General features: G+C 71.5%; 17 protein-coding genes and 1 CRISPR repeat array. Of the genes, 6 read left to right on the forward strand and 11 right to left on the reverse strand.

Annotated elements, in window-relative coordinates:
- The gene (locus ACFHWT_RS24005; protein WP_416596950.1) at positions 1-1,008 is read right to left on the reverse strand and encodes an endonuclease domain-containing protein; all 1,008 of its coding nucleotides are present in this window, start codon (positions 1,006-1,008) and stop codon (positions 1-3) included.
- Between the two features lie 146 nt (positions 1,009-1,154).
- Entirely contained in the window at positions 1,155-1,430 is a 276-nt protein-coding gene (locus ACFHWT_RS24010; protein ID WP_416596951.1) for a hypothetical protein, read from the reverse strand.
- Here ACFHWT_RS24010 and ACFHWT_RS24015 point away from each other — a divergent pair.
- Together ACFHWT_RS24015 and ACFHWT_RS24020 are read left to right on the forward strand one after the other, a co-directional pair.
- Positions 1,420-2,247 carry a DUF5753 domain-containing protein gene (locus ACFHWT_RS24015; protein WP_416596952.1) on the forward strand — a complete coding sequence of 276 codons (828 nt, stop codon included), beginning with the start codon at positions 1,420-1,422 and terminating at the stop codon, positions 2,245-2,247. The genes ACFHWT_RS24010 and ACFHWT_RS24015 overlap by 11 nt on opposite strands.
- Positions 2,244-2,438: a DUF397 domain-containing protein gene (locus ACFHWT_RS24020; protein ID WP_416596953.1), complete on the forward strand. Its 195-nt coding sequence runs from the start codon at positions 2,244-2,246 to the stop codon at positions 2,436-2,438. Before ACFHWT_RS24015 ends, ACFHWT_RS24020 begins: the two co-directional genes overlap by 4 nt.
- Positions 2,439-2,571: 133 nt before the next feature.
- Positions 2,572-3,253: a CRISPR direct-repeat array (repeat unit 36 nt; unit sequence GCCTCAATGAAGGGCAGCTCCCGAGAGAGCTGCGAC).
- Positions 3,254-3,795: 542 nt separating this feature from the next.
- Here ACFHWT_RS24020 and ACFHWT_RS24025 read toward each other — a convergent pair.
- The 4 genes from ACFHWT_RS24025 to ACFHWT_RS24040 all read right to left on the reverse strand — a co-directional run bounded on the left by ACFHWT_RS24025 (position 3,796) and on the right by ACFHWT_RS24040 (position 7,399).
- On the reverse strand, positions 3,796-5,301 hold the full coding sequence (locus tag ACFHWT_RS24025; protein ID WP_416596954.1) for a CoA-acylating methylmalonate-semialdehyde dehydrogenase: 1,506 nt from the start codon (positions 5,299-5,301) through the stop codon (positions 3,796-3,798).
- Positions 5,298-6,611: an aspartate aminotransferase family protein gene (locus ACFHWT_RS24030; protein ID WP_416596955.1), complete on the reverse strand. Its 1,314-nt coding sequence runs from the start codon at positions 6,609-6,611 to the stop codon at positions 5,298-5,300. Before ACFHWT_RS24030 ends, ACFHWT_RS24025 begins: the two co-directional genes overlap by 4 nt.
- A 143-nt stretch (positions 6,612-6,754) precedes the next feature.
- Positions 6,755-7,111: a VOC family protein gene (locus ACFHWT_RS24035; RefSeq protein ID WP_416596956.1), complete on the reverse strand. Its 357-nt coding sequence runs from the start codon at positions 7,109-7,111 to the stop codon at positions 6,755-6,757.
- 63 nt (positions 7,112-7,174) lie between these two features.
- Entirely contained in the window at positions 7,175-7,399 is a 225-nt protein-coding gene (locus tag ACFHWT_RS24040; protein ID WP_416596957.1) for a hypothetical protein, read from the reverse strand.
- Positions 7,400-7,800: 401 nt separating this feature from the next.
- Here ACFHWT_RS24040 and ACFHWT_RS24045 point away from each other — a divergent pair, with 401 nt between their 5' ends.
- Positions 7,801-9,159 (forward strand): hypothetical protein, encoded by a 1,359-nt coding sequence (locus ACFHWT_RS24045; RefSeq protein WP_416596958.1) that lies wholly within the window; start codon positions 7,801-7,803, stop codon positions 9,157-9,159.
- Between the two features lie 146 nt (positions 9,160-9,305).
- Positions 9,306-9,563, forward strand: coding sequence for a DUF6289 family protein (locus tag ACFHWT_RS24050; protein WP_416596959.1), 258 nt, complete (start codon positions 9,306-9,308; stop codon positions 9,561-9,563).
- 284 nt (positions 9,564-9,847) lie between these two features.
- On the opposite strand, the gene ACFHWT_RS24055 is transcribed toward ACFHWT_RS24050, so the two are convergent.
- From ACFHWT_RS24055 to ACFHWT_RS24065, 3 genes are read right to left on the reverse strand one after another with little or no spacing between them, the layout of a single operon-like run.
- Positions 9,848-11,623 (reverse strand): SulP family inorganic anion transporter, encoded by a 1,776-nt coding sequence (locus ACFHWT_RS24055; RefSeq protein WP_416596960.1) that lies wholly within the window; start codon positions 11,621-11,623, stop codon positions 9,848-9,850.
- On the reverse strand, positions 11,620-12,207 hold the full coding sequence (locus ACFHWT_RS24060) for a rhodanese-like domain-containing protein (RefSeq protein ID WP_416596961.1): 588 nt from the start codon (positions 12,205-12,207) through the stop codon (positions 11,620-11,622). The genes ACFHWT_RS24055 and ACFHWT_RS24060 overlap by 4 nt, the downstream gene beginning before the upstream one ends.
- Before the next feature lie 44 nt (positions 12,208-12,251).
- Positions 12,252-13,580 (reverse strand): MBL fold metallo-hydrolase, encoded by a 1,329-nt coding sequence (locus ACFHWT_RS24065; RefSeq protein WP_416596962.1) that lies wholly within the window; start codon positions 13,578-13,580, stop codon positions 12,252-12,254.
- 161 nt (positions 13,581-13,741) lie between these two features.
- Here ACFHWT_RS24065 and ACFHWT_RS24070 point away from each other — a divergent pair, with 161 nt between their 5' ends.
- Positions 13,742-14,011 (forward strand): metal-sensitive transcriptional regulator, encoded by a 270-nt coding sequence (locus tag ACFHWT_RS24070; protein ID WP_416596963.1) that lies wholly within the window; start codon positions 13,742-13,744, stop codon positions 14,009-14,011.
- A gap of 40 nt (positions 14,012-14,051) precedes the next feature.
- On the opposite strand, the gene ACFHWT_RS24075 is transcribed toward ACFHWT_RS24070, so the two are convergent.
- Entirely contained in the window at positions 14,052-15,755 is a 1,704-nt protein-coding gene (locus ACFHWT_RS24075) for a PucR family transcriptional regulator (protein ID WP_416596964.1), read from the reverse strand.
- Positions 15,756-15,794: 39 nt separating this feature from the next.
- Here ACFHWT_RS24075 and ACFHWT_RS24080 point away from each other — a divergent pair, with 39 nt between their 5' ends.
- Positions 15,795-16,601 carry a TrmH family RNA methyltransferase gene (locus tag ACFHWT_RS24080; RefSeq protein ID WP_416596965.1) on the forward strand — a complete coding sequence of 269 codons (807 nt, stop codon included), beginning with the start codon at positions 15,795-15,797 and terminating at the stop codon, positions 16,599-16,601.
- Here ACFHWT_RS24080 and ACFHWT_RS24085 read toward each other — a convergent pair.
- Positions 16,598-17,344 carry a hypothetical protein gene (locus ACFHWT_RS24085; RefSeq protein WP_416596966.1) on the reverse strand — a complete coding sequence of 249 codons (747 nt, stop codon included), beginning with the start codon at positions 17,342-17,344 and terminating at the stop codon, positions 16,598-16,600. The genes ACFHWT_RS24080 and ACFHWT_RS24085 overlap by 4 nt on opposite strands.
- Between the last annotated feature and the right edge of the window lie 61 nt (positions 17,345-17,405).

Raw genomic sequence — 17,405 nt, forward strand, 5'->3', positions numbered from 1 at the left:
TCAGGGGCCTTTCGCGGGTCGTCGACGGTTGGCGAGGAACTGTTGCAGGAGTACGAGCACGTTGTCGATGTCGTCGAGCACCTGCGTATTGGTGAAGCGGAGTACGGCGTACCCGTTGAGCTGAAGCATCACGTCGCGGTGCCGGTCCTCGGTGAACTTGGCCGGCGTACGATGGTCGTCTCCGTCAATCTCGACGACGCACCGTTCCCGTTTCCACAGCAGGTCGACCCGGACGGGGTTGACCAGCGGTCCGGGCCGAACGGTGTGGTTCCAGGCGCGGCCGGCGGCCCAGGTCCGGCGGGCCAGGGCGGCTTCGAGCACCACTTCGGCGCGGCTGGTCGGATGCGGCTTGCCGATGACACTCGGCGTCCGTCGCGCGCTGCCGCGCGGCTCACGACGTGGGCGGACCACCGGCGGAGGCTCCGTCGCTCGCGGCGGCTGCGTCGCACGCGGCCGGCTCTCGATGCCGTACGGCGAATCGCTGTCGATCCACACGGTCAGCCGGCCGTGGTCGACCAGCCACTGTGCTGCCTGGGCCAGCGCCAGCGTTGCCGCCTCGTCGAGGTGATCGGGCGGCCGCAGCACCACCGCGCACGCCGGTCGGCCGAAGCTGGCCGCGATGACCCGGGCCAGCCCGCGCGCCCGCACCTCGGGCGGATGCCGGCGGGTGTGTGCCGTCGACCCGGTCAGGGCGGCGGCCGCCAGGTCGGCGAGGAACGGGCCGGACTGGCCGGTGGCGGCGGCGTGGGCGACGGCGAGCCTGCGTACGGCGACCGGCGCGGCACCGGCCACCGTTGTGATCCCTTCGGCCCCGGGCAGCCAGGTGGGGAACAGCTGGCCAGCGGTCGTCTCCATCTCGTCGAGGACGGCGGCGACCGTCGCCTGCTGGCTCGACGACCCGGCGGTACGGTAAACGACGACCGCCGGAGCATCCGCCGATGCCAATATTCGCTGTTCCCAGTCGCTCACGCGGAGGTGCTTGATCCACACCACCTGACCAGTCGGCATCTGCGAGAGCGAAAAGACCAACGACCCGCCTAACGTGAGAAGTCGGCACCCATCGTGGCGAAGCGGTGATCGCATCGGCAATCATCCGAACGTCGGTGTATCGCCGCCGCCCGGCACCGGCCGGAAGCTGATCAACGGGTGTCACGTCAGCTCACCGGCAGACTCAGTTGAGCGGTGCGGATGATCGGCCGCCTCGGCGACTGCCGCTCAACGTTGATCAACTTTCTTTGCGAACCCGTGTCGATTTCCTCCTGGTGGCGGACCACATTTTCCGCCCACGTACGGCAGACTCGATCGTGGACGCCGATCAGCCACGGCTCTGACGTGCGATTTCGGCGATCGACCCGGCCCGGTGTTTCATTTTGAAACACCGGCATGGGTGGTGGTGTCGAATGAGAGGAAGGTGAAGCGATGCCGGTCACCGGACCGACTGTGGTGCGCCGTCAGCTGGGGCGGCGACTGCGCCGGCTGCGGGAGGAGGCAGCCCGCACCGAGCAGGAGGTGGAGCGGGCCAAGGTCTGCTCGCGTACGACGTTGTGGCGGATCGAGAACGGCAAGTTTCCGGTCAAGATGAACACGGTGCGGGGGCTGTGCTGGTTCTACGGAGCGGACCCGGAGATGACGGACGCGTTGACCCGGCTCGCCGGGGCCAGCGACGAGCACGGCTGGTGGGAGTCACACGGCGACGCCGTACCGGACTGGTTTCAGCTGTACGTTGGGCTCGAAGCCGCCGCCACCGAGATCCACAACTACAACCCGGAGTTGGTCCACGGTCTCTTGCAGACCCCGGACTACATGCGGGCGGTGTTCCGCGCCGCCGATCCACAGGCGTCCGAGCAGCAGATCGAGCGGCTGGTGTCGCTGCGGCTGGATCGGCAGATCTCCTACTACGACCGAGCCGAGCCGGCCCGGATCGTCGCTGTCCTCGGTGAGGGCGCCCTCGCCCGTGAGGTCGGCGGGCCGGCGGTGATGGCCGAGCAACGCGCCCACCTGGCCAACGTCGGTCGACGGGTCCGGGTGGAGATCCGAGTCCTCCCCTGGTCCGCCGGTGCCCACGCCGCGTTCGCTGGTGCTTTCACCGTCCTGGACTTCGCCGAGCCCGACGACCCAGACGTGGTCTACGTCGAATCCCAAATGGGCGCTCGTTACCTGGAGCGTCCCGAAGAGCTGGCGGAGTACCGTCGAGTCTTCCGACTGGTTCGCGAGCAGTCGGTCCCGATCGAGGAGCACCTGCGATGAAGCCCGACACCCCCTGGTTCACGTCCAGCCGTAGCGCCGGCAACGGCGGCGAGTGCGTCGAAGCCCGCCGGCACGACGGCCGCGCCGAGGTACGCGACAGCAAGGACCGCACCGGTCCCACCCTGACGTTCAGCACTGCCCAGTGGGGCACCTTCACCACCGCCCTACAAACCGGCACTCTCTCCCACTGACCCAACCAACCACGGTGTCGCCCGGCTCCCTACGGGAGCCGGGCGACACCGTCCTGCTTGCACCTCAACGAAGAACAGCTCCCTACAGCTGCGACTGGAGGCGACGGGAGTAGCGCACAGCCGCGCGCACCTGGCCTCAATGAAGGGCAGCTCCCGAGAGAGCTGCGACGAAGCCCGACTCGACTCAGATGGAACCGACAACTGACCACGCCTCAACGAAGGGCAGCTCGCGAGAGAGCTGCGACCCATAGCGCGCCATCATCGGGCGTTTCAGTCACTGTGCCTCAATGAAGGGCAGCTCCCGAGAGAGCTGCGACTGAGCTGTCGTCGCCGGTTGAACGTCTCGCGGGCGAACAGCCTCAATGAAGGGCAGCTCCCGAGAGAGCTGCGACGCGCCGCGACCCGCCACGGCAGCGACGACGGTAGGCCTCAATGAAGGACAGCTCCCGAGAGAGCTGCGACGATCACCGGTGGCCAGCCCAGCTGAGCCGGACATGCCTCAATGAAGGGCAGCTCCCGAGAGAGCTGCGACTTCTGCGCTCGACCAGCTCGTTGACCCTCCCAGCGCCTCAATGAAGGGCAGCTCCCGAGAGAGCTGCGACCGATAGGTACGGTACATGAGGGGCGTCTCTCTTTGCCTCAATGAAGGGCAGCTCCCGAGAGAGCTGCGACCGATTCAATCCGTCGGTGCAGCGATTTCCGATGACGCCTCAATGAAGGGCAGCTCCCGAGAGAGCTGCGACTGGACATCATGTCCCGGTGACCCCCGGGGCCTTACCGCCTCAATGAAGGGCAGCTCCCGAGAGAGCTGCGACAGGGTCCAAATCCTACCCCTGCTGACCTGCGGCGGAACCACCGGTCCGCGAAAGGTCCGCCAACAGCGGGCTCCACGACCGCCCAAAAACCGCGATAGTCCACAGTCGAACAGCATCTGAACAGTGAAAACAGCTCCGCGAGAGGTCCACGCTCACGGCCGTCACGACGAACCCCTCGCGGCGAGCGCCAACGTGGCCGCGCCATCGCCGGTCCGTGGTCGGCGATCGGCCGACCCGGCCAGATCACGTCGAGCGAGCGGCTGGCGCGCTCTCGGTGCGTACCCAAACCGAAGAACGGGACAAGTCCGTACCCCGCCCCGATTGTCACCGCGGTGAGCCCGGCCCGCAACTGCATGGTCGTGGCCGGGCTGGCGCCCTCACGCAGCGGCTGCTCGCGCAGTCAAAAGCCTGACAAGGCGGTTGTGTCGCTTGGAGGCGCGCGGACTCACCTGGACCATCCCATCCACGATCTCGATACCCGCGCACTGCTCTTCTGTCCACGTCACGAACTGCTCGGCCGTGACCTGCATCAGTCTCGCCGGTCAGGTCTGGGTGGGGAAGCCGAGGTTGACACCACCGTGGCGGGGGTCGAGCCAGCGGCTGGTCACCACCTTGCCCCGGGTGAAGAAGTGCACCCCGTCGCGGCCGTGGGCGTGGCTGTCGCCGAACAGCGACGCTTTCCAGCCGCCGAACGAGTAGTACGCCATCGGCACCGGGATCGGCACGTTGATGCCGACCATGCCGACCTCCACCTCGTGCTGGAAGCGCCGGGCGGCACCGCCATCGTTGGTGAAGATCGCCGTACCGTTGCCGTAGGGGTTGGCGTTGACCAGCTCCAACGCGGCGTCGTACGAGTCGACCCGCAGCACCGACAGCACCGGGCCGAAGATCTCGTCGGTGTAGACCGACATCTGCGGCGTCACCTGGTCCAGCAGGGTCGGGCCGAGCCAGAACCCGGCGGCGTCGCCGTCGACCGGCACGCCCCGGCCGTCAACGACGATCTTCGCGCCGTCGGCGGCACCGGCGGCCACGTAGCCGGCGACCCGGTCGCGGTGCGCGGCGGTGATCAGCGGCCCCATGTCGCAACCGGGCCGGCGGCCGTCGCCGGTGCGGATCTTGCCGAGCCGTTCGACGATCCGGGCCACCAGGTCGTCGCCGACCGGTTCCACCGCCACCAGGGCGGAGATCGCCATGCACCGCTCCCCCGCCGAGCCGAAGCCGGCGTTGACCGCCGCGTCGGCGGCTAGGTCGAGGTCGGCGTCGGGCAGCACCACCATGTGGTTCTTCGCCCCGCCGAGGGCCTGGACCCGTTTGCCGGCGGCGGTGCCCCGCTGGTAGACGTGCCGGGCCACCGGGGTCGAGCCGACGAACGACACCGCCCGTACGCCCGGATGGTCCAGCAGCGCGTCGACGGCCTCGCGGTCGCCATGCACCACGTTGCAGACGCCGGGCGGCAGGCCGGCCTCGGTGAACCACTGCGCGAGCAGCACCGCCGCCGACGGGTCCTTCTCGGACGGTTTGACCACGACGGCGTTGCCGCAGGCGACGGCGATCGGCACGAACCACAGCGGCACCATCGCCGGGAAGTTGAACGGCGAGATCACCGTGACCACGCCGAGCGGCTGACGCAGACTGTACGAGTCGACCTCGGTGGAGACGTTCTCGCTGAAGCCGCCGGTCAGCAGCGAGGGGATGCCGCAGGCGTACTCGACGACCTCCAGGCCGCGTTGCACCTCGCCGGCGGCGTCGGCGAGGACCTTGCCGTGCTCGGCGGTGATCACGGCGGCGAGTTCGTCGCGCCGGGCGTTGATGATCTCCCGGAAGGCGAACAGCACGCTGGCCCGCCGCGACAGCGACACGTCCCGCCAGTCGCGGGCGGCCCGCGCCGCGACCTGCACGACGGCGTCGACCTGCGCGGCCGAGGCGAAGCCGACGGTCGCGGCGACCTGCCCGGTCGCCGGGTCGAACACCTCACCGTGGCGACCGTCGCCGCCGGCTTCGATCACAGTGGTACGGGCACCGTCGACGAAGTGCGGAATCCGGTTCACGCCGCACCTGCCACGACAGTCGCCGAGACCGACGCGATCGCGTCGACCAGGATGGCCAGCCCTTCCCGGGCCTCATCGTCGGTGAGCGTCAACGGTGGCCCCATCCGCAGCACGTTGCCGTACAACCCGCCCTTGCCGACCAGCAGCCCGCCGGCGCGGCAGGCCTCGAACACGGCGGTGGTCGCGGCCGGGTCCGGGTCGCGGGTGCCGGGGCGGACGAACTCGACGGCCAGCATCAGGCCCTTGCCGCGCACCTCGCCGACGATCGGGTGCCGCGCCGCCGCCTCGACCAGCCCGGTGCGTAGCAGCTCGCCGGTGCGGGCGGCGTTGGCCTGCAGATCATGGTCACGCAGGTAGTCGAGGACGGCGACGCCGGCCGCGGTGCTGACCGGGTTGCCGCCGAAGGTGGAGAACGAGATCGCCGGTACGCAGTTGAGCACGTCGGCGCGGCCGACGACACCGGCCAGGGCGAAGCCGTTGCCGATGCCCTTGGCGAAGGTGAGCAGGTCCGGCACGACGCCGTGCGCCTGGTAGCCCCAGAAGTGTTCGCCGGTGCGGCCCCAGCCGGTCTGCACCTCGTCGGAGATCAGCAGGATGCCGGACTCGTCGAGGACCTTCTTCCATTCGCCGAGCAGCCCGTCGGGGCCGTGCACGAAGCCGCCGACGCCCTGGATCGGTTCGGCGATCAGGCAGGCGACGTCGCCGGCGGTCTGGGTGGCGAGGACTTCGCGCAGGTCCTCGACAGCGGCGTCGAGCTGGGCGTCGGGGCCGAGCCGGGCCAGCAGGCCGCGCAGCCGGTCACCGGAGTGCAGCCAGCTCACCTGCAGCGGGTTGAGGGCGCTGGCCGACCAGCTGCGGTGCCCGGTGATGCCCATCGTGGCGTACGACCGGCCGTGGTAGCTGTTGCGCACCGCGAGGATCTGGTGCGACCGGCGGTAGTTGGTGGCGGCCAGCAGCGCGGCCTCGTTGGCTTCGGTGCCGGAGTTGGTGAAGAAGACCCGGGCGTCGGCGATGCCGGACAGCGCGGCGATCCGTTCGGCCAGCTCGACCTGGTGGCGGATCAGGTAGAGGGTGGAGGTGTGCACGACGCCGGTGGCGAGTTGGCGCTGCACCGCGTCGCGGATCTCCGGGATGTCGTAGCCGATCATGTTGGTCAGTACGCCGCCGAAGAAGTCCAGGTAGCTGCGGCCATCGGCGCCGGTGACCCGGCGGCCGGAGCCGGCGACGATCTCCAGGGGTTCGGCGTAGTAGAGCGGCATCCAGGCGGGCATCACGGCCCGGTGCCGGGTGAGCAGGTCGTCGGCGGTCATCTGCGGCACCACGCTCCCTGGGTCGTCGATGGGTGCACCATCCCACCGGGACCGGATGAGGAGCAACTGCCATGGTGTAGCGGCTGACCCGGCTCGACCTGACACTGCGTCGCCCACTCAGCCCTGTGGCGCCGGGCCGGTGCTCAGCGGGTTTCGGTCCAGACGGCGAGCCGGTTGCCGGCCGGGTCGGTGAACTCGAACCGCCGGCCGCCCGGAAAGTCGTACGGACCAGCGGTCACGGTGCCCCCGGCAATGCCGACGGCCGCAGCCGTGGCCGCCAGGTCGTCGCTGTACAGGATCACCAGCGGCCCGCCAGTGGCTGGCTCGGCCTGCGGGTTCAGCCCGCCGACTTCAGCTTCACCCGGCCCGCCCTGAATTCCGACGTACGAGTCACCGTAGTCGGTGAACTGCCAGCCGAAGGCCTCGCCGTAGAACGCCTTCGCGACGGCCAGGTCGGGGGCAGGAAACTCGATGTAGTCGATCCGGTGGTGTCGGCTCATGCCGAGAACCTAACCGGAGACCCTGACAACGTGGCGGAACCGCCGCCTCCCGCCCGGACCGACTCAGTCGCCCGAGCCGCTCGCCCCCGTGTCTGACTCCGCCTCCGCGTCCGTGCCGCCGGCGCGTCCCCGCGACGAGCGTACCCACAGCCACACACCGGTCAGGCCGCTCGTCACGGCTGCGACGGCGACCACCGCCTCCACCGCCAACGAGAGGTCGCTGAACGGGGACATCCGCTGCATCACCAGCCCGGCGAAGGCGACGGCGAACAACAGACAGGCGATCATCCGGTCACGAATCATGCCGTCCTATATAGCACCCGACGCGAAATTGAGCCGGTCCGACCCGGCTGTCGCCGGGTGTACGGCCGGCTGACGTTCAGCCGCTGCGGGCTGCGGCGGACAGGAGCTCGGCCACCGCCCCGTCGGTCAGGTCGCCGCGCAGCAGTTCGTCGGCCAGCGCGGGACCGATGGTGAACGACGGCGCCCGGCCGCTGCCAACCGCACAAGGTCGGCGGCACCGACCTGCTGCACGCCCCCGACCCGGCGGCCTGGCTGACAGCCGTGCCGGCCCTCGACCGCCGGCCCACCGGGGTGACCGCAGCGCCGGCCAACCACGGGCCGGCACCGGACCAACGGCTCGGGCTGGGACTAGTATGTCTGGTCGGTGAGCTGTGGAGGAGGTACGGGTGGAAAGCGACGAATTGCGACGTTACACTGCGTTCACCTTCCCTACGCTGGAGTTCGACCCGGTGACCGGGGTGGCCGAGCTGGGCTACGCGCTCACCGGCGACGACGGCGCGGAGCTGACCTTCGTAGAGCGGATCGCCTTCCCGATGCCCGAGGGCGGCGCACCGCCGCCGAGCGGGTCGGGGTCACCGTTCCGCCGGGTCCTGGAGCTGCTGCACCTGGTCGCCGGGGTCAGCTACTACAAGACGACGGCCCCGCCGATGCTCGTCGCGCCGGCGCCACTGGGGTCCGAGGCGATCGCGCTGGTCACCGCCGTCTACACCAAGGGCCTGGCCGAGTACGCGTACCGCAACGACCTGCCGCACGTGCTCGACCTCGCCCCGGCCGTGCCGGACGGGAAACTGGCACCGCCGGAGCCGGTGGACACCGCCGACCGGCGGCCGTTGTCGGCGGTCGGCGGCGGCAAGGACTCGATCGTCACCCTGGAGGCGCTGCGCCGGGCCGGCTTCGACCCGGTGCCGTTCTCGGTCAACCCGAATCCAGTCATCGTCGCGGTCAACGCCGCGTCCGGGCTGCCCGCGCTGGCCGCCCGCCGGGCGTTGGACCCGCGGCTCTTCGAGCTCAACGCGGCCGGCGCGTACAACGGGCACATCCCGGTCACCGCGATCAACTCGCTGATCGCGGTCGGTACGACGGTGCTGCACGGCCTCGGCCCGGTGGTGATGTCCAACGAACGCTCGGCCTCGGATCCGAACCTGATCTGGAACGGTCACGAGATCAACCACCAGTGGTCCAAGGGTGTCGAGGCCGAAGGGATGCTGCGGGCCGCGCTGCACGGCCACGCCGGGCTGACCGAGCCGTACTTCTCGCTGCTGCGCACCCTGTCCGAGCTGCACATCGCCAAGCTGTACGCCCGCTCGACCGGCTACGACCCGATGGTGACCAGCTGCAACGCGGCGTTCAAGCTGCGCGACCGCAGTGAACGCTGGTGCGGGGCGTGCCCGAAGTGCCGGTTCGTGTTCCTGGCGTTCGCACCGTTCATGGAGCGGGACCGGCTGGTCGGCATCTTCGGCGTCGACCTGCTCGCCGACCCGGCCCAGCTGGCCGGCTACCGGGAACTGCTCGGCGTCGACGGGCACAAGCCGTTCGAGTGTGTCGGTGAGGTCGAGGAGTCCCTGGTGGCGTTGCGGATGCTCGCCGGGTCGCCGCAGTGGCGCGCCGCGCCGCTGGTACGGGAGCTGATGGCGGCGGTGCCGGAACAGGCCTGGCCGGCGGTCGAGGCCTCCGACGTACTGCTGCCCGGCGGTCCGCACCACGTGCCGGCGGCGTACGCGAAGGTCCTCACCGCGTTGGCCTGAGACCCGGTTCGCGGCGGAGCCGGACGTGCGATGGACAACCGCTCCCGGAACATAAAAGGATGTCGCATTTCGCGGACGGCTGCCGATCCACGCTCTTCTTCTTTATCCTCAACGACAGCCGAGCATTGCTCCAGAAGGGACCGGGCATGATCAGGTTCATCCGGAACGCTGTTGTCGTCATGGTGCTGGCCGTCTCCACCAGTCTCGTCGCCGCCGCACCGGCGCAGGCCTACATCCCGGCCCCGCCGATCGGCTCGCTCATCGATCTCACGTACTACTCGGACTTCGGCCGCACCAATGAGGTCGGTCGGTGGCTCTACGGAGTTTGTGACGGCACCCCCACGGATGAGCTCTGGGGCCAACGGACCACGTACTACAGCTGGCGAGAGCGTCCCTGCCGCTGATCACGCTTGCCAACGGCCTACGGACACGCGTACCGGCTGAATACGCCCTACGGAGCGGGCGCTGAAGGCCGATCGCATCGTTTGCCGGCGGTACCCCCTACATGTGGCGGTCGGCGGCCCGACGCAGCTAATCGTGGTGCTCGGCCTCGCTGGCCGGGTTGCCGGCGCAGTCTGCGTGCCCGGCAGGTCGAGGTGGTCGACGCCGAGCCGGTCGCGGACCCACGGCCCGACCGGTCCGTGAATCCGACCGTCGGTGCAGGTCACCACGGCGAAGGTCTGGCAGGTCAGTACACCTCCTGCGGCAGGCGGGGCGTTGAGCCAGTGTCCGCGGTCCCGTCGCCGCCGGTCGCCCCACCTTCGCCGGTGGCGGCGTCGACCGCGCCGGCCACCTCCGGATGCAGTTGGGCGGCTTCCCGCATCGTCGGCCACAGGCCGGAACGGGTGAGCAGGTCGCGCACCGGTCCTCGGACCGTGGCCAGGTGCAGTGCGACTCCCCGGCTGGCCAGCCGATCCCTGGCCTGGGCCAGGGCGTGCGCGCCGTCGGCGTCGGCGTCGCCGATCGCGCTGGCGTCGACCACCACCGCCCGTAGCGCTTCGCGGGCCTCGGCCAGGGTCAGCAGCCGGTCGGCGAGGTACTGCGCGTTGGCGAAGTACAGCGGCCCGTCGATGCGTAGCACCACCACCTGCGGATCGGTGACCAGGCCCTGGTAACGGGCCACGTTGCGGAAGGTGGCGGTGCCGGGCACCCGGCCCAGTTCGGCGGTGTGCGGACGGGCGGACCGGCGCAGGAACACCGCGAGGCTGAACACCACCCCGGCGGCCAGGCCCGGCTCCACCCCGGCGACCAGGGTGACCGCGAAGGTCAGCGCCAGAGTCAGCCCGTCGACCCGACGAAGACGCCAGGCCGTCCAGGCGCCCCGGTAGTCGACCAGGCCGAGTACGGCGACCACGACGATCGCCCCGAGTACCGCCTTGGGCAGATGGTGGAAGGCCGGGGTGAGCAGCAGCGCGGTCAGCCCCACCACGACGGCGGTGACCACCGACGCGACCGGGGTACGGGCTCCAGCGGAGAAGTTGACCGCGCTGCGGGAGAACCCGCCAGCGACCGGGAAGGCGTGGAAGGCGCCCGCGGCGGCGTTCGCCGCCCCGACCGCGACCAGTTCGGCGTTCGGGTCGACGTGCTGGCGGGACCGGGCGGCCAGCGACTTGGCCACCGCGATGCCCTCCATGTAGGCGACCAGGGCTATGGCGATCGCGGCCGGCAGCAGGGACCGCAGGTCGGCCAGGGCGAGCGCCGGCAGGTCCGGGGTGGGCAGCCCGCTCGGCACGTCCCGCAGGATGGGTACGCCCCGGTTGCCGAGGGCCAGCACGGCGCTGACCGTGGTGACGGCGGCGACGACCAGCAGCGCCGCCGGCACCTTCGGGGCGTACCGGCGCAGCAGGACCAGCCCGGCGATGCTGGCCGCGGCGACCGCCACGGTCAGCGGATGGATCGTGGCGACGCCCTGCCACAGGCTGGCCAGGATGCCGGGCAGGTTCTCGGCCCGCTCGACGCGCATCCCGAGCAGGTCCTTGACCTGGCTGGCGGCGATGACGAGCGCGGCGGCCGAGGTGAACCCGGACAGCACCGAGTGGGACAGGAAGTTCACCAGAGCGCCGAGGCGCAGCACCCCCATCAGGATCTGGATGGCACCGACCAGTCCGGCGAGCAGGCCGGCGAGGGCGGCGTACCGACCGGGGTCGCCGGCGGCGAGGGGGGCGAGCGCGGTGGCGGTCATCAGCGCGGTGATCGCCACCGGGCCGACGGCGAGCGAGCCGGAGGTGCCGAGCAGGGCGTACACCAGCACCGGCACGATCGCTGCGTACAGGCCGGTGACCGGTGGCATGCCGGCGAGGGCGGCGTACGCCATGCTCTGCGGCACCAGCATCACCGCGACGGTGAGGCCGGCGATCAGGTCGTGGCGCAGCACTTGCCGGTCGTAGCCGCGCCGCCAACCGAGGATGGGCAGGACCCGCGCCGGGCCGGTGCGCTCCTGGCGGGGGTACGCGGTGGTGCTCATCTCGCCGCGCCGGCCCGGCTGATCCGGGTCAGCGAGGCGTCGACGTCACACCCGGCCCCTTGGTTGTACGGCAGCCGGGCCAGCAGCATGCCCATGGCGCAGGTGTTGGTGAGCGCCGCGAAGGTCAGCCCGGCTCCGATAACGCCGGCGACGTACCGGGCCGGCGGGTACCAGATGCTGGCCAGCACCGAGACCAGCACGATCGCGCCGGCGACCAGCCGCACCTGACGTTCCAGGCTCCAGCGTTGCCGGCCCCGGTTTACCGGGGCGCCGGCGGAGATCCAGGCGTTCATCCCGCCGTCGAGTACGGTCGCGCCGGTCAGGCCGGCGCCGGCGAGTTTCGCGCAGGCCTGGTTGGCCCGGTTGCCGGACTGGCAGATCAGCAGGATCCGCCCACCGGCGTCGGCGACGATCCGGTTGAGGTGCGCGTCGACCTGGTCCAGCGGCAGGTTGATCGCCCCGTCGATGTGGGCGGTCTCGAACTCGGCCGGGGTGCGCACGTCGACGACCAGGGTGTCGGGGTTGTCGGCCAGCAGGGCGCGGGCGGCGGGCACCTGGATGCTCGGGTCGGTGGTGGGGGGCATGTCGTTCCTCCGTGCGATGGTGGTCAGGGGTCGTGCGGTGGTGGTCAGGATCTGGTGGCCAGGTCGGCGACGCCGGCCCCGCTGAGCACGGCAGGCCGGTGGCCGGCGCGGACCAGCAGGCTGGCGGCGATGGCAGCCCGCCGGCCGCTGCCGCAGGCGACCAGGACCGGCCGCTGCGGGTCGAGTGCAGCGGGGATGCCGTCGGTGACCAGGTCGGCGAGGAAGCGTTCAACCGCGCCCGGCCAGCTGACCTGTGCCCGCTCGCTCGGCATCCGTACGTCGAGCAGCTGCGCGTCGGGCTGGGCCAGCCGCTGCCGGAAGCTGTCCAGGTCGAGCAGTTCGTAGCCGGGGCCGAGCTGGTCGGTGGGGGCCGGTCGGTGGACGCCCTGGACGGTGTCGAGCCCGATGCGGGCCAGCTGGACGACGGCTTCGGTGACGTCCTGGCCGGGTTCGGCGATCAGCACGACGGGTGCGCCGTACGGCAGCAGCCAGCCGGCCCAGCTGCCGAAGTCGTCGGTGAGCTCGATGCCGACGGAGCCGGGCAGCAGGCCGGCGGCCTGGGCGGGCTGGGGCCGGATGTCCAGCAGCTGGGTGTCGTCGGTGGTCGGCAGGTCGCCGGCGGTGATCTCCGGGATCTCGACGGCCGGCATCGGCTCGCCGCCACGCAGATTGGTCGGGCCCATGTACTGGTAGAAGGCCGGGATCGGCATCGGCTCGGCGAGCAGCCGGTCGGCGAACGTCTCCGGGTCGCCGATGCCGAGCAGCGGGTTGGTGTCGACCTCGTCGCCGATGGTGGAGGTGAACCGGCCGGCGCCGGTGGCGGTGCAGAACGAGCCTTCACCGTGGGTCGGGTAGAGCTCGACGGCCCGGGGCAGACCGGCGAGGCGGTGCAGCGAGCCGTGCTGCAGCCGGGCCAGGGTGCGGGCCCGGTCGGGGCCGAGCAGGTCGGGTCGGCCAGCGGAGGCGACGAGCAGGCTGCCGCCGGAGAAGACGGCGACCGGCTCACCGTCGATCAGCACCAGGTAGCTGGTGTGTTCCGGGGTGTGACCGGGGGTGTGGACGGGGCGCAGGGTGAGGTTGTCGGCCTTGATGTCCTCGAGGTGGAAGGCGGGGGTGTGCCGGTAGGTCGGTGCCGCGCCGGCCGGCAGGACCAGCTCGGCGCCGGTCCGTCGGGCGAGCTGCGGCCCGCCGGAGACGTAGTCGTTGTGCAGGTGGGTCTCCAGGACGAACCGCAGGTCGACGTCGCGTTCGGCGGCGGCGTCGAGGAACCGGTCGATGTCGCGCTGCGGGTCGACGAGCACCCCCTTGCCCTCGTGGACCAGCAGGTAGGACTGGTCGCCGAGGCCGGGGGTACGGAATGAGATGAGTTCCACGGGTGCTCCTCCGCTCTCGCGTATACCCCTGGGGGTATTTACGGACCCAGTATGTTCGAATGAACGGACATCTGCAAGTGATACCCCCGGGTGTATCGTGTAAACCCAGCTGGGCAGGCCCGAAGCGCCAGCGGGAGACCCCGGACCAGGAGGAACTCGCCATGCAGGTCGAGGAGAACACCACGGCGGACGTGGTCAAGCGGCTACGGCGGGCCGAAGGCCAGATCCGCGGCATCATCGCGATGCTGGAGTCCGGCCGGGACTGCGCCGAGGTGGTCACCCAGCTCGCTGCCGTCTCCCGGGCACTCGACCGGGCCGGCTTCAAGGTCATCGCCAGCGGGCTCGAACAGTGCATGGGCCCCGACGCCGACGCCACCGAGCGCAAGGCCAACCTGGAGCAGATGGAGAAGCTGTTCCTCTCCCTGGCCTGACACGGCGCCGTCGACGTCTGGATCAGAGTCGACGTCTGGATCAGGCGGGTGGGCGGGCCCGTACCTCGTCCAGCGCCAGCACCGCGACGTGCAGCGACAGGCACGCCTGCACCGAGTCCAGGTCGACGCCGAGAATCCGCCCCAGCCGGGTCAGCCGCTCGTAGAACGCCGGCCGGGACAGGTGCACCGCCGCGGCCGCCGCCGACTTGTTGCGGCCGTGCTCCAGGTACGCCCGCAGCGTGGCCAGCATCCGCTCCCGGGGATGACGGGCCTCGTACGTCAGCAGCGCGCCCAGCTCACGCTCGACGAACACCTGCAACCGGGGTTCCTCCCGCAGCAGGTGCAGCAGCCCGGCCAGCCCGACGTCCGGCAGCCGCAGCACCTGATCGGCGCGGCGGTCCCGACGGCCGGCCTCGGCCACCTGGCGCGCCTCAACCAGCGTCCGCCGGGCCTCCCGGACGCTGTCCACCCCGCTGCCGGCGGCGACCACCACCGGCACCGGCTCGGACCGGCGCAACCGGTGCAGCGCGGCCAGCAGATCGTCCAGCGCCGGGTCCGCCGCCGAGGCGTCGCGGACCGCCAGCAGTACGCCGACCGCGTACTCGTCCAACGGGCTGGCCAGGCCGGTCAGCCCGGCTTCCCGCAACGCAAGCCCGACCGTCTCGGCGAGGTCGCGCAGCCGGGCCTGGACCGCCTCGGCGCTGTCCGCCGCCGGCACCGCGACAGCCGACCCGGCCCCGCCGGCCGCACCGGACTCGGTGTCGGAACCAGCGTCGCGGAACCGGACCGCCACGCCGACCAGATGTCGACGGTCCAGACCGACACCGAGCGCCCGGGCCCGCATCGCCACCTCGTCGACCGGCTGCGACCCGTCCAGCAGCGCGGTCAGCAGCGTCCGGTGGATCTGGCGCTCCAGCCCTTCGGCGTCGCGGCGGATCAGCCGGCCCAACGCCAGGGTCGACGCGGCCCGTTCGAGCAGGATCGACCACCGCAACGGCGGACCGCCTGACCCGCTGAGACCGGCAGCCGGGCAGCGCAGCAGCAGCCGACCCCAGTCCTGGCCGCGGGCGCCGACCATGGTCACCAGCCAACCGGTGTCCGCGTGGTACGCGGTACGCCCGGTCGGCTGGATCCGGCGCGAATGCTGCTCCCAGCCGTCCAGCAGCAGCCGGGGGTTCTCCCCGACGGTGTGGTACGCCAGCACCCGACGGGACAGGTTTTCCAGCACCACCGGGGCGCCGGCCAGCTCGGCCGCCTGGCGTACCACCTCGGTGGTCTCCGCGCCCTCCACGGACAGCTCGGTGAACCGCTGGTGGATCTCCTCGGTCGCCCGCAGCTCGGCCAGCTGGGCGTCCACGATCAGGGCGTGCACCGCCTCGGTGATCAGCACGAACGGGGTTTCCCGGCGCAGCTCCACCAGCGGCAGCCCGCGCCGGTGCGCGGCCGCGGCCATCACCTTCGGCACCCCGCCGTGGTAGCGGCGGCCGAGCTCCACCACCAGGCCGGAGACGCCGACCTCGGCCAGGTCGGCGATGAAGGCCCGCACGCCGGCGTCGTCGGCGGGCAGCCCGATCCCGGTGGTCAGCACCAGCTCACCGCCGCGCAGCAGGCTGGCGATGTCCGGCACCTCGGTGACATGCACCCAGCGGACCGGCCGGTCCAGGCCCTCCTCGGCGGCGACCACCCGGGGTCCGCCGTGCCGCACCGGGTCGAGCGCCAGCACCTCACGGACGGTCGGGAACACCCGCAGAACGTTACCGGGGCGACCGGCACAATGCCCGGTGTGCCAACAACGGAGATCATGGACCCGGACGACGAGCGGATCGCCGACTACCGGGCGCTGACCGATGTCGAGCTGCGGACCCGGTGGGAGCCACCGAACGGCCTGTTCATCGCCGAGGGCGAGCTGGTCATCGGGCGGGCCCTGCGGGCCGGCTACCGGCTACGGTCGGTGCTGGTCGACGCCAAACGGGTCGACCAGCTCGCCGACCTGCCGCCGGACGCGACGGTCTACGCGGCGACCCCGGCGGTGCTGGAGTCGATCACCGGATTCCACGTGCACCGAGGGGTGCTCGCCTCGTTCCACCGCCGGGCCCTGCCGACCCTGGACGAGGTGCTCGACCGGGCCCGCCGGCTGGTCGTCTGCGAAGGGATCAACACACACACCAATGTGGGTGCCCTGTTCCGCAGCGCGGCGGCGCTCGGCATGGACGCCGTGGTCCTCTCCCCCACCTGCGCGGATCCGCTGTACCGGCGGTCGGTGCGGGTCAGCATGGGCGAGGTTTTCGCGGTGCCGTACGCCCGGGCGGCGGCCTGGCCGGCGGCGTTGGCCACCGTCCGTACCGCCGGGTTCCGGCTGCTCGCGATGACCCCGGCCCCGGACGCGGTGCCGGTGCAGCGGCTGGACACCACCGCCCGGGCCCGGCCGGCGCTGCTGCTCGGCGCCGAAGGGCCGGGGCTGAGCACCGCAGCGGTCCAGGCCGCCGACGTACGGGTGGCGGTGCCGATGCGGCGTGGCGTCGACTCGCTCAACGTAGCGACGGCGGCGGCGGTCGCCTTCTGGGAGCTGTGCCGCGACGACCCGGCCTAGTGGCCGCTCGACGGCCCGTGCACGCTGGGCACCATCCGGCCGGCGGACCAGGCCAGACCGATCCCGGCGGTCAGGGTGAGAACCGCGCCGACGGTCTGCAGCGGACCGGAGAGCAGCCCGACGAGACCGAGCAGCGGGGACGCGACGATCAGCAGCCAGCCGTCGAGCCGGTTGAACAGCTCCGAACGCAGTACCGCGGCACCGGCGAGCAGCCAGCCGAAGCTGTACAGTGCGGCGCCGACCAGGGCGATCGACCGGGCCGACGTACCGTAGATGGTCGTGCCGTCGGGCAGCCCGACGAACGGCACCGTCAGCGCCGTACCGGCCAGGCCGACCAGCAGCGCCGAAACGGCGGTGCCCCGGCTGCGGGCGGCGGCGTGGATCCCGGCGACCGCCACCAGCGCGACCAGCCCCAGCCAGCTGGCGATCACCCAGGAGACCAGGTACGCCGGCCGGCCGTCGACCAGGTCGGGTGCCGGGCCGCCGCCGCGCAGCCCGCTCAGGCTGCCGATCCCGAAGGCGATCGCGTACAGCGGCAACGTCCAGATGGCGACCCGGCTGAATCGGCGGATCGACCACGCCCAGGCGGCGTTGGTGGCCGGGCCGGCCGGGGTGTTCTCCGGTGCGGCGGCGGCCACCACGGCGACCCCGGCGTCGCTGCGGGAGACCACCCGTACCGGGCCGGACCGGCCGGCGTTGGACGCGGTGGTCCGGGGCCGGGTGTTCCTGACGGCACGCGTCACGGTGTCGCCTCCCCGCGCTGCGGGGCCGCACCGGGCCCCGTCGGCTGTGCTCACTGACCGA

Origin of the sequence: Micromonospora sp. LOL_021, from assembly GCF_048060215.1 — a bacterium.
Lineage (GTDB): Bacteria > Actinomycetota > Actinomycetes > Mycobacteriales > Micromonosporaceae > Micromonospora_E.